Origin of the sequence: Shewanella sp. BJSY2023SW005 (genome assembly GCF_047314585.1) — a bacterium.
GTDB classification, from domain to species: Bacteria; Pseudomonadota; Gammaproteobacteria; order Enterobacterales; family Shewanellaceae; genus Shewanella; species Shewanella algae.
This window is the reverse complement of sequence record NZ_JBKORJ010000038.1, coordinates 53,789-66,116: the sequence shown is the minus strand read 5'-3', so window position 1 is coordinate 66,116 and position 12,328 is coordinate 53,789. Positions and strand designations below refer to the sequence as shown.

The 12,328-nt window shown below is 52.7% G+C and carries 9 protein-coding genes; 7 read left to right on the top strand and 2 right to left on the bottom strand.

Annotation, left to right across the window (positions count from 1 at the left end):
* The first annotated feature begins 37 nt into the window (after window positions 1–37).
* From ACMHXI_RS12275 to ACMHXI_RS12245, 7 genes are all read left to right on the top strand, one after another.
* Window positions 38–1,042 carry a formate dehydrogenase subunit gamma gene (locus ACMHXI_RS12275; protein WP_044733398.1) on the top strand — a complete coding sequence of 335 codons (1,005 nt, stop codon included), beginning with the start codon at window positions 38–40 and terminating at the stop codon, window positions 1,040–1,042.
* Window positions 1,043–1,414: 372 nt separating this feature from the next.
* Entirely contained in the window at window positions 1,415–1,612 is a 198-nt protein-coding gene (locus tag ACMHXI_RS12270; protein WP_025010614.1) for a twin-arginine translocation signal domain-containing protein, read from the top strand.
* Window positions 1,613–1,630: 18 nt separating this feature from the next.
* Window positions 1,631–4,483 carry a molybdopterin-dependent oxidoreductase gene (locus ACMHXI_RS12265; protein WP_025889567.1) on the top strand — a complete coding sequence of 951 codons (2,853 nt, stop codon included), beginning with the start codon at window positions 1,631–1,633 and terminating at the stop codon, window positions 4,481–4,483.
* 29 nt (window positions 4,484–4,512) lie between these two features.
* On the top strand, window positions 4,513–5,082 hold the full coding sequence (gene fdh3B / locus ACMHXI_RS12260; protein WP_025010615.1) for a formate dehydrogenase FDH3 subunit beta: 570 nt from the start codon (window positions 4,513–4,515) through the stop codon (window positions 5,080–5,082).
* Window positions 5,083–5,135: 53 nt separating this feature from the next.
* Window positions 5,136–6,116, top strand: coding sequence for a formate dehydrogenase subunit gamma (locus tag ACMHXI_RS12255; RefSeq protein WP_044733397.1), 981 nt, complete (start codon window positions 5,136–5,138; stop codon window positions 6,114–6,116).
* A 428-nt stretch (window positions 6,117–6,544) separates the two neighbouring features.
* Entirely contained in the window at window positions 6,545–8,131 is a 1,587-nt protein-coding gene (locus tag ACMHXI_RS12250) for a methyl-accepting chemotaxis protein (protein ID WP_144165311.1), read from the top strand.
* A 257-nt stretch (window positions 8,132–8,388) separates the two neighbouring features.
* The gene (locus ACMHXI_RS12245; protein WP_413735056.1) at window positions 8,389–9,726 is read left to right on the top strand and encodes a coproporphyrinogen III oxidase family protein; all 1,338 of its coding nucleotides are present in this window, start codon (window positions 8,389–8,391) and stop codon (window positions 9,724–9,726) included.
* Between the two features lie 75 nt (window positions 9,727–9,801).
* Here ACMHXI_RS12245 and ACMHXI_RS12240 read toward each other — a convergent pair whose 3' ends face one another.
* The gene (locus ACMHXI_RS12240) at window positions 9,802–10,218 is read right to left on the bottom strand and encodes a GFA family protein (protein ID WP_144165313.1); all 417 of its coding nucleotides are present in this window, start codon (window positions 10,216–10,218) and stop codon (window positions 9,802–9,804) included.
* A gap of 32 nt (window positions 10,219–10,250) precedes the next feature.
* On the bottom strand, window positions 10,251–12,071 hold the full coding sequence (locus ACMHXI_RS12235; protein WP_413735053.1) for a M14 family metallopeptidase: 1,821 nt from the start codon (window positions 12,069–12,071) through the stop codon (window positions 10,251–10,253).
* Between the last annotated feature and the right edge of the window lie 257 nt (window positions 12,072–12,328).

Sequence of the window (12,328 nt, the reverse complement as noted above, 5' to 3'; positions counted from 1 at the left end):
GGGGGTGGGCTAAGGCCCACCCTGACGAGGAGTGACTATGTTAATCAAATCACTGCGCAGTCTGTTCGCTCTGCTGGTATTGGTTGCCGGGCTGGGGTTTGCTTCCACAGCCATGGCCGCCGATGAACAGTCGAGCCAGCAACAGGCGCAGGCGCAAACCAGTGAGGCCGATCTTTGGCGCGCGGTAAAATCCGGTGAATCCGGCTATACCACGGCCAAGGGGGTTGAAACCGGCGTGCTGATCAACGTGGCCGGTAATCAGGGCAAGGAGCTGCGCAATCAGTACCTGACACCCATTATGGCGATTGCCGTAGTCGGCGTGTTTGGGGCGTTCGTGCTCTTTTACCTGGTGAATGGACCATCCAAGCTGCACCACGGTTTTTCCGGCAAGTTGGTGTTCCGTTGGAGTAAGGCGGACCTGATCATCCACTGGGTAGTGGCAATCAGTTGTCTTATCCTGATCTTCACCGGGCTCAACATCATGTTGGGCAAGCATGTGCTGCAACCCTATGTCAGTGGCGATATTTGGGCGGCACTGATCTATGGCTCCAAGACGATCCACGATTGGGTCGGGCCACTGTTCATCGCCTCCTGGGCGGTACTGGTGGTGAAATGGATGCCGGATCAGCTGTTCAAGAGCTATGACCTCAAGTGGTTCATGCTGGTGGGTGGCTACATCAACTTCGGCCCCTTCAAGGGTAAGCACCCGGATTCGGGGTTTGCCAACGCCGGTGAGAAGATGTGGTTCTGGACCCTGGCCATTTTCGGTCTGTTTATCAGCATTTCCGGCATCATGATGGTGTTGCCCAACCTGGATTTGCCCCGTGAAGCCTCAATGGCGGCGTTGTTGGTGCATGGTGTCAGTGCCACGCTCATTATCGCCTTCACCATAGTGCATATCTGGATGGCAACCGTACTGTCCGAGGGCGGTATGGAGTGTATGAAGTCCGGTTACTGTGATGAGAACTGGGCGATGCAGCATCACAATGTCTGGTATGACGAAATCAAGGCCAACGGTACGCTCAAATATCGAGATAATTGAGCCCCTGAGCTGATTAAAGACTGCAAACACCCCGGCCTGCCGGGGTGTTTTTTTATGATCTGTTTTTTAACATTGTTTACTTCAAAATCCGCGCGTCACTGATACTTTCGCTATTTTCCTTTTATTGAAAGTTTGAAGCAGTTAACGCTTTGAACAGCCGCTCCCATGGGGCTTACATTCAAACTGTCCCAGATCAAAATCCATCCAGTTGCAAAGCCTTATATTGCCCACGCTTATAGAAGGACTCTATTCATATGTAACGGAGTTTTTACCTTTTTTGTACATGAGTGCAGCTTGAGTTGTTAAAGGGCTGGAGTGCACAAAAGAGAGTCGTGTCACCCGCAACGCGGGTGAAAATTATCAGGAGCGAAGATGAAAGACCAGAAGCCAGATCTGAACCGCAGATCCCTGCTGAAGGCTATCACCATAGGCAGTGCCGCGGGTGCCGCGATTGCTGCTACAGGGGTGAGTGCCGCTCAGGCCAATGAGCCTGTTGAAGCGAAGTCCGCAAAAAAGGGCTATCACGAAACAGCGCATATCCGCAGCTATTACAACAGCCTGCGTAGCTAATCCAGGAGATCTCAAGCGATGAAGTTAACTCGCACATCCAATGTCGCCCCTAAGGCTGACAAACCAAAACTGGGGATCAGCCGTCGTCAGTTTATGAAGAATGCCGGTATTACTGCCGGTGGTATCGCTGCCGCCTCTATGCTGGGTGCCGGCATGATGCGTCGTGCCGAAGCCAAAGATGTACCTCATGATGCGCCTATCGAAGTCAAGCGTACTATTTGTAGTGCCTGTGCCGTAGGTTGTGGTCTGTATGCCGAAGTACAAAACGGTGTTTGGACTGGTCAGGAGCCTGCCTTCGATCACCCATTCAACGCCGGTGGTCACTGTGCCAAAGGTGCTGCACTGCGCGAGCACGGCCATGGTGAGAAGCGTCTCAAGTATCCAATGAAGCTTGAAGGCGGTAAGTGGAAGCGTATCAGCTGGGATCAGGCCATCAACGAAGTTGGTGACAAGATGCTGAAGATCCGCCAGGAATCGGGTCCGGATTCTGTTTACTTTATGGGTAGTGCCAAGTTCTCCAACGAAGGCTGCTACATGTATCGTAAGCTGGCCGCCATGTGGGGTACCAACAACGTCGACCACTCTGCCCGTATTTGTCACTCTACCACTGTAGCCGGTGTGGCCAACACCTGGGGCTATGGTGCGCAAACCAACTCTTTCAACGACATTCAGAATGCCCGCGCCATCTTCTTCATTGGTGCCAACCCTGCAGAAGCGCACCCTGTTTCCATGCAGCACATTCTGATCGCCAAAGAGAAGAACAATGCCAAGCTGATCGTGGTTGATCCACGTTTCTCCCGCACCGCGGCTCATGCCGATCTGCATTGCTCTATCCGTCCGGGTACCGACATTCCATTTATCTACGGTATGTTGTGGCATATCTTCGAAAACGGCTGGGAAGACAAGACTTTCATCAAAGAACGTGTGTTCGAGATGGAAACCATCCGTGCAGAAGCCAAGAAGTTCCCACCTAAAGAAGTGGCCAACATCACTGGCTGTAGCGAAGAGTACCTGTACCAGGCCGCCAAGATGATGGCCGATAACCGTCCAGGCACTGTGGTTTGGTGTATGGGTGGTACCCAGCACCACGTAGGTAATGCCAACACCCGTGCTTACTGTATCCTGCAGTTGGCTCTGGGTAACATGGGTGTTTCCGGTGGTGGTACCAACATCTTCCGTGGTCACGATAACGTACAGGGCGCTACCGACCTGGGTCTGCTGTTCGATAACCTGCCAGGTTACTACGGCCTGACCTCTGCGGCATGGCAACACTGGACCCACGTATGGGATCTGGATATGGAGTGGATGAAGAGCCGCTTCGACCAGGGTACCTACCTGGGCCGCGAACCTATGACGACTCCGGGTATTCCTTGTTCCCGTTGGCACGACGGTGTGTTGGAAGACAAGCAGAAGCTGGCACAGAAAGACAACGTGCGTCTGGCCTTCTTCTGGGGTCAGTCTGTCAACACTGAAACCCGTCAGCGCGACGTGCGAGATGCACTGGACAAGATGGATACAGTTGTTGTTGTTGACCCATTCCCAACTATGGCCGGTGTTATGCACCGTCGTAAGGATGGCGTCTACCTGCTGCCTGCCGCGACTCAGTTTGAGACCCGTGGTTCCATCTCCAACTCAGGCCGTTCTATCCAATGGCGTGAGCAGGTTATCGAGCCGCTGTTTGAGTCCAAGACAGATATCGAAATCATGTATCGTCTGGCACAGAAACTGGGCTTCGCCGAGCAGTACACCAAGCGTATCAAGAAAGAGAATGGTCTGCCTCTGATCGAAGACATCACTCGCGAAATCAACCGCGGTATGTGGACTATCGGTATGTCCGGCCAAAGCCCTGAGCGTTTGAAGCAACACACCATGAACTGGGGCACTTTCTCCAACAAGACTCTGGAAGCCGAAGGTGGCCCATGCAAGGGCGAAACCTATGGTCTGCCTTGGCCATGTTGGGGTACACCTGAGATGAAGCATCCAGGTACCCAGATCCTCTATAACACAAGCAAGCACGTCAAAGACGGTGGCGGTAACTTCCGTGCCCGTTACGGTGTGGAATATCAAGGCAAGAACCTGCTGGCCGAAGGCTCCTTCTCCAAAGGTGCTGAAATCCAGGACGGTTATCCTGAGTTCTCCGACAAGCTGCTCAAGCAATTGGGCTGGTGGGACGAGCTGACTGCTGAAGAGAAAGCCGAAGCCGAAGGCAAGAACTGGAAGACCGACCTTTCAGGCGGTATTGTCCGGGTTGCCATTAAGCACGGTTGTATCCCATTCGGTAACGCCAAGGCCCGTTGTATCGTGTGGACCTTCCCTGATCAGGTGCCAGTACACCGCGAGCCGCTGTACACAGCCCGTCGCGATCTGGTAGCCAAGTACCCAACTTATGACGACATGCAAGTACATCGTCTGCCGACTCTGTACAAGTCTATCCAGGAGAAAGATGTCAGTGGCAAGTACCCACTGGTACTGACTTCCGGTCGTCTGGTGGAATACGAGGGTGGTGGTGAAGAATCACGTTCCAACCCATGGCTGGCCGAGCTGCAGCAGGAGATGTTCGTTGAGATCAACCCTGGTGATGCTGCCGACCGCGGTATCCGTGACGGTGAGAAGGTATGGCTGGAAGGCGCCGAAGGCGGCCGAATTCTGGTTCAAGCCATGGTGACCCCAAGGGTTAAACCAGGTGTGACCTGGATGCCTTACCACTTTGCCGGGATCATGCACGGCGAGAGCCTGGAACCCAACTATCCGGAAGGCACAGTGCCTTACGTATTGGGTGAATCCTGTAACACTGCGCTGACCTATGGTTATGACCCAGTGACTCAGATGCAGGAAACCAAGGCGTCGCTTTGTCAGATCGTCAAAGCATAAGTGCAGCTTAAGCGAGGAGAATTGCCACTATGGCTACAATGAAATTTCTGTGTGATACCAAGCGCTGCATTGAATGTAATGGCTGTGTCACCGCTTGTAAAAACGAAAACGACTCCGCTCTCGAGTGGGGTATCCAACGTCGCCGCGTAGTGACCATCAAAGATGGTCAGCCCGGCGAGGCCTCTATCTCTGTGGCTTGTATGCATTGCAGCGACGCGCCTTGTATGGCCGTGTGTCCTGCCAACTGCTTTTACCGTACCGAAGATGGCATAGTGCTGCACAACAAAGATACCTGTATCGGTTGTGGTTACTGTCTCTATGCCTGTCCATTCGGCGCACCTCAGTTCCCGAAATCAGGTGCCTTCGGCTCCCGCGGCAAGATGGACAAATGTACCTTCTGTGCCGGTGGTCCTGAAGAAAACCATTCGGATGCCGAGCGTCAGAAATACGGTGCCAACCGTATTGCAGAAGGCAAGCTGCCTATGTGTGCCGAACTCTGTGCAACCAAGGCCCTGCTGGCCGGTGATGCGGAAGTGGTTTCCGGCATCTACCGCGAGCGTGTGGCTTATCGCGGTGCCGAAAACGGCGCCTGGAAGTAACAGACGGCACGAATATCCGACCCGGTACTACCGGGTCGGTGAGAGAGGTTAATATGAACAAATGGTTCAAACACATAGGCTTGGCTATTGCGCTCTTGTTCAGTGCGGTTTGCTTTGCCAATGGTGCCGATGCACCTGTGGAACCACAAGCGAGCGACGCCCAGATCTGGGCACAACTCAAGGATGGGGCAACGGGTTACACCACGTCCCAGAGCCAGTTCCACAACCAGCCGATCAACACCTATGATCTGCGGGTACTGGAACTGCGCAGCGACTGGCTGGCCCCCGGGTTGATGCTGGCCCTGTTCGGCATGATCATCATTTTTGCCCTGTTTATCATGGTTAACGGTATTTCCAAACTGCACCATGGTTTCTCCGGCAAGATGGTACATCGCTGGTCCAAGTTTGATGTGAGCATTCACTGGCTGGGGGCGATTCCCTGCTTGCTGCTGATCCTCACCGGCTTGGTGCTGCTGGCCGGGCGTTTCTTCTTCCAGCCTTATCTGGGTGAAGGCTTCTGGGCATCCATGGTCAATGGTGCCAAACAAGTGCACGACGTGATGGCGATTCCCTTCATGTTCGGCTGGGCGCTGATGACTCTGTTGTGGGCCAAGAACCAGTTACCCAAGATGTATGACGTCAAGTGGTTTATGGTCGTGGGCGGGTACATCAACTTCGGTCCTTTCAAGGGCAAACACCCTGATGCCGGCTTTGCCAACGCCGGTGAGAAGATGTGGTTCTGGGCCTTTGCCTTCTTTGGACTGATCATCTCTGCCTCAGGCATGCTGCTGCTGTTCCCCAACCTGTTTGAACCTAGCCGTACCCTGAGCCTGATAGCTCTGGTGTTGCACTCAATCAGTGCCATCATCATATGTGCCTTCTCCATAGTGCATATCTTTATGGCAACTGTTATGTCTGAAGGTGGTATGGAGTGTATGGTTTCCGGTTACTGTGATGAAAACTGGGCAACTCAACACCACAACCTGTGGTATGACGAGATCAAGGCCAACGGTACTCTGAAATACAGAGACTGAGGCCAGCCCTTTGCAGAAAAGCCGTGTCAGTCGACACGGCTTTTTTATCAATAATGAAAAATAAAGCGGTGATTATTTTATTTATGGCACTTATACCTCTAAATAGGTGGTCAAAGTGCCATTTTCTTGAGTGATTGGCATTAATTAACTGTTTTTAATCATTAAATTATTTTAATCCTTAGCTTAATTCTTCTGCTGTTTAACTGTTTTTGTAACAAAATTTCCGATTTGATCCATAAAATAGTTAACGATTTGACTGTTAAAGTGTAAAAAATGCAATTCAAATAAAACAACATTATGTTTATTAAGGATTATTTCAATTTTTAATGACATTATGATGGATTGCTTATTTAATCGCCAATATGTAAAATGGTTCTACAAACGTAACAAAGTTACGCGTATTTTTCTTCATTCAATCAGATACCATCATGATCAACAATACCAGAACCAGTGTGTTATCCATGCTGCCGTCTTTGCTGTCCAGTGTGCTACTGATAGTGATCGGCATCTTTGCTTATCGTGCTTTTTTCCAACTCAATGACGTCAGCGAACGTCTGGTGAATAACAACAATCTGACCGAGACTTTCGCCGGGATCCGCGAAGAGTTCTATCAACTGCGGCTGGCTTCCCTGGTGCACAACACTCAAGGGGTACGCCAGCATCAGGACAGAGTGCATGACCTGATAGCCCGCCTGAGTAAATTCGACACAGCCTTTATGAAGAATGGTGGTGCGCGAATCGCCGTTCTCAAACCCGGAATCGACAGATACACCCGTCTCTACTTCGATGAGCTGGCGCTGGCCGAGCGAACCGGTACAGAGCCGGTACTCACTCCGGTAAGACGAGATCTGGGCCCTGAGGTGAGTGCCGAGATCAATCTGCTGGTGGCGCAGATAACCGAGCGTAACCAGGAATTGGGGCAGATGACGGTTTCCGAGGTGGATAATGCCGAAGTCATTCTGCTTGGTTTGATCCTGTTTGCCATAGTGGCTTCCTTGCTGATGGCACTCCTTATGAGCCGCCATCTGGTGGCCATTGTCAGCCGGATCCAACAATCTGTCGCCAAGCTGGCGGTCGGCGACCTGACCCACAAGATAGGGATCCAGGGCAAGAATGAACTCTGCACTCTGGCGGCCGATCTGGATCAGCTCAGCGACAGATTACAAGTCATGATCCGTGAAATCGCCCAAGCCTCGGAACATATGGCGCAGCAGGTCGGTGAGCTCAATGTTCAGTCTGAGTCCAACTCGGCCGCATTGCAGGCCCACGCCTTGGAAACCGACCAGGTAGTCACCGCGGTTGAAGAGATGAGCGCTACCGCTCAAGGGGTTGCCAACGATGCTGCCTCCGCCGCACAGTTGACCGATAAGGCCAGAGCTCAAGGGGATGAGTCCCGTCAGGCGGTCGAACAGGCTTCCAACAATGTGATGGCGCTGGTCAGCGAAGTCGACAGTGCCTCCCAGACCATTGCCGAGATGGATGAGAGCACCCGTAGAATTGCCGGTGTGCTGGATGTGATAGGTGAGATTGCCGAACAAACCAACCTGCTGGCGCTGAATGCGGCCATCGAAGCGGCCCGCGCCGGTGAGCAGGGACGTGGCTTTGCTGTGGTGGCCGACGAAGTCAGGGCGTTGGCGGCACGCACCCAGGCCAGCACTTCAGAGATCAACAATATGTTGGAACAGCTGCGTCAGGGAGCCGATTCGGCGGTGAATGCCATGAATCGTACTCGCCAGAGCTGTCAGGCAACGGCCGATACCACGACTCTGGTGGCCGAAAGTTTGCAGGGGCTGACCGAGCATGTATTTGATATCAATGGCCTCAGTAGCCAGATAGCCACGGCTGCCGAAGAGCAGAGCTCGGTTTCTGAAGAGATTACCCGCAACCTCAGTGTCATTCGCGAAATGGTGGAAGAGCTAAATCAGAGTGGCAAGGCGACACTCGGCAGCACCGCGGCACTGGCCGCTGCCAAAGATCAGCTCTCCAGCGTGGTCAGACAGTTTAAGCTCAGCTGAAAATAAGGGGTCTGCGGACCCCTTTTTGCTGCCTGGTGTAAAGGCACCCCTCGAAAGGTTGATTTTTCATCCGTTAATACTAAAACATGATCTGCTTAACAAAACGCCACTCTCGATGCTGATAGGTATTGTTAACTTCTAGCCAGTTCACGTTTTGACTCCTGTGCAGGAGGTAGTCTACAAACAGCTGGCAGTACCTTGGAAATCACCTAACTGTTTGTGGTATCTAGGGATTAGCAAAACTAACAGGAAGCCTTATGTCATCAATTATCCAAACTCTCGATCGCCAACTGGTCACTCCATACCAAGCCAATATTACAGTACCCAACTGGATGCTGGGGGCCATGGAGCGGGTGATGCAGTACTATGTTGACAAGAACCTGAGGCTGGACACTATTTCTGCTGATGTGATGCCGGCTCCGGTAGAGGGCAAGAAATACATGCTCTATGCCCATGTGCCTTTCTGCCACACGCTTTGCTCTTACTGTACCTTCCACCGCTTCCTGTTCAAGGAAGACAAGGCCCGTGCCTATTTTGTGGCGCTGCGTAAAGAGATGGATATGGTCAAGCAGTTGGGCTATGACTTCGAGTCCATGTACATAGGCGGCGGCACTACGACTGTGCTGGAAGATGAACTGGCGCGCACTATTGAGTATGCCAAGACCCTGTTCCCTTCCATCAAGGAAGTCTCCTGTGAATCGGATCCCCAACACTTGGACAGCCCGGGCTTTAAACAGCTCAAGGGATTGGTTGACCGCATGTCCATCGGGGTGCAGAGCTTTAATGATGACATCCTCAAGATGACAGACAGGTTGGAAAAGTTTGGCACCGGCCAGCAAACATTCGACAAGATCATGGCTGCCAAAGAGCTGTTTCCTATTATCAATGTCGATTTGATCTTCGGTTTCCGCGGTCAGACAGACGAAGTGATCCAGCATGACTTGGATATGGCTTCCAGACTGGATCCGCGCCAGATCACCACTTATCCCCTGATGATCACCCACCAGACCCGCAAGAGCGTCAAAGGGAAACTGGCTGCGCCTCAGGCCGATATGGCCAACCAGTACCGGATGATCCTCAATACCCTCAATGGCCAGTACAACCAGTTGTCGGCCTGGGCCTTTGGTAAGGCCAACGATGAAGGCTTTGACGAGTACGTTATCGATTACGACGAATACTTGGGTGTGGGTTCAGGCTCATTCAGTTTCCTCAACGATACCCTGCATGTGAATACTTTCTCGCTGCGCAAGTATCAGGAGCGGATCGCCAGCGGCAAGATGGGTGTTGAGCAGCAAAAGCAGTACAGCAAGAAAGATGTAATGCAGTATCGTTTCCTTCTGGGGATGTTCTCCGGTCGTCTGTCGCGCAAGTATTTTTGCGATACCTTCGGCGTGAATCTGGACACAGCCCTGTTCAAAGAGATGAGCTCGATGAAGCTGATTGGCGCCATCAAGAATGATCCCAGCAACCCGGATGAGCTGATCATTACAGACAACGGCAAGATGATGGGCCTGCTGATGATGAAAGAGTTTTATGCCGGTATGGATAATGTCCGGGCGCAGCTGCGTAAGCCGCTGAAGCCTTGTGATATGTAATCTTTGGTTCAATGAATGACAAAAAATCCGCCACAGGGCGGATTTTTTATTGCGCAATAACGCTTCTGCCGACGGCTAGTCGCCTTGACTGCGATTAGCGGGATAACGGGGGCCGTCGTCGCTAATCTCCAGCCAGGCGGGTTTGTTGGCGCAGTAGATATGATATCTGGGTGCCACCCTGTCTGGGTCATCCAAAGAAGCAATACTCAAGCTGATAAATTCTGGATAGTCGAGACTGCGATAACTCAGGCTGGTGCCACAGTTTGGGCAAAAGCCGCGGCGGATCTTGGCCGAAGAGGCATATTCCCGCACGGCTTCACCCTGCCAAGTGAGTTGCTCCAGTTTGACGTCCATCCAACTGCCCACTACAGCCCCTGTGCTCTTACGGCATTGACTGCAGTAACAGTGGTCGACATCGAACGGTTCACCCTCGAGGCGATAACGTATGGCGCCGCACAGGCAGCCTCCCTGTAACTCATCCTGCTGCTTCATCGCTCGACTCCTGGATAGCTTATTGTCAGGGCCTATCTGGCGCGATAGACGGGATAAGCCTGGTAAGCCTTGTCATAGTAAGGGCTGCGTTCGTAGAACCAACGCAACCTGGCCTTGGCATCGGCGGCAAAGGCCGGGTCTTTGAGCGCCTGGTCAAATTCGGCCTGGAGCGCTTTGGAGTTGGCCAGCATCTGTTGTGCCAAAGGTTCAACCGCGTAGTCCTCAATATACTCGGTACGGGTGAATATGGTGTTGAACAGGCCCCACTGTAGCAGTGAGTCGGGCGATTGTGGTTCCAGCAGTATCATCGCCAGATCGCCAAGCGGCTGCTCAGTGCTTATTTTGACGGTACCGGCGGGTAAGGTGAGTTCAACCTTTTCCAGTTTGGCTTTGGCACTGACTCTCTGGCGGCCTTCATAGTCACTGGCGGCAAACTGGGGTTCGCTGAGGCGATACTGTTGCAGCTTCAGTGTTTGAGGTTGCTCCAGGCGGCTCATACGAATGCCGTGTAGCGATAGCTTGGCAATCACCTCTTGCCACTGGGGCGGAATATAGTAAGCGGCCGGGCGGCTGACCCGGATATCCGCCTCTGTGTTGCCTATTACCGGCAGGTTGGGATAAAGCTTGGGCTCGCCGGTCCAGCGCACCACTTGTTTGCCCGAAATAGGGCTCTGTTCCAGTTGATAGTCTATGCCTTTGAAATCCCAGCCCTGCTCCTGCTTTTGTGACTTCCAGGTCAGGGTCACCAGCCGTGGATAGCGGTACTTGTCTTTCTCTATCGCTGCGCGCAGCTTGGTCGCTTTGGCCCCCACAGTCTTGAGGGTTTGCTCCAGCATCACATAAGTGCCCAGTACCCGTTGCCGAAACGGCTTGAGGCTGTGGTTTTCAATCAATATGGTCGGCAGGTGTCTGGCATCGCCGTAACCGTTGGAGTAGCGGGCCGAGGCATTCCACAGTGACATACCCTTGCTCAAATCGGTATTGTCCAAGGCGAAGACCAGAGGCCCCGGGATATGACCTGCCTGGGTCAGCGCCTGTTCTATCGCCGGGCGATATTCCTGCTGCAGCCAGTTGTAGCCGGCGGGGCTCAGCCCCTGAGACAGGTTGTAACCAAAGGTCACATCATATTGGTAGTCGATACCGTCGGTGACATGCACATCAATATACAGCTGCGGCTGCCAGTCGTTGATGGCGGTCAGCATGTGTTGAATCTCCATGCTGTCGGCCTTGGCGTAGTCACGATTGAGGTTGATGTTTTGGCTGGTGGTTCGCCAGCCCATGTTCAGTGGGCCGCGTTGGTTAACTCGGTTGCTTTGGCTGGAGCGCTCGTGCGCATCGACACTGAAAATCGGCACAAACAGCAGGTTGACCTGTTCCAACAGCTCGGCCTTGTCGCCGACTATGATATCCCGCAATAACATCATGCCGGCATCTTTGCCGTCAATTTCACCCGAGTGGATCCCGGCTTGCACCAGAACATTGGGCTTGTGGTTACGTCTCAGCTGTGCCGGGGTGGCAGCACCTTCGGCGCTGGCCACTATCATCCAGATATCCCGCCCCTGGGGGCTCTTGCCCAGACTCACCTTGTTAAGCTTGTTGCTTTGGGTCATCAGCCTATCCAGCCAGGCAAAGGTCTGCTGATAGCTTGGGCTTTCAATACCGCCGGATTGCTCAAAAGGCGTGGCCCAGCTGTCGTCGGCTGCACGCATTAAGGCCTCGCTGGCACCACTCCAGGGGTTGAGCGGCGGCAAAATGGCATCATTGATATAGGTGTTGGCTTGGGTGGCTGGTTCGGCAAGTGCGGCGCCGGGTAACGTCGCGACAGCGAGCCAGAGCAGGGACAGCATGCGCATGAAAGGCTCCGGGTACAGGATAATTGTTATTGTTGAAGCGCTCTATCTTTCACCAATTTGTCGAGCCCTGCAAGTCACCCGGAGTGACTCTCCCTTTCTGTTGTGGTTATAGCAATGAAAGCAAACTGCACCTCCCTAAATTTTGTTTTGTCAAAGTAATGTCAAAAAACGGCACTCAAGGGCAGTAATTTACATATTTGCAATCCAGTCTGAATAAATACCCAATCTCGCTTTTTAAGTTATTTTCTGTGTTGTAA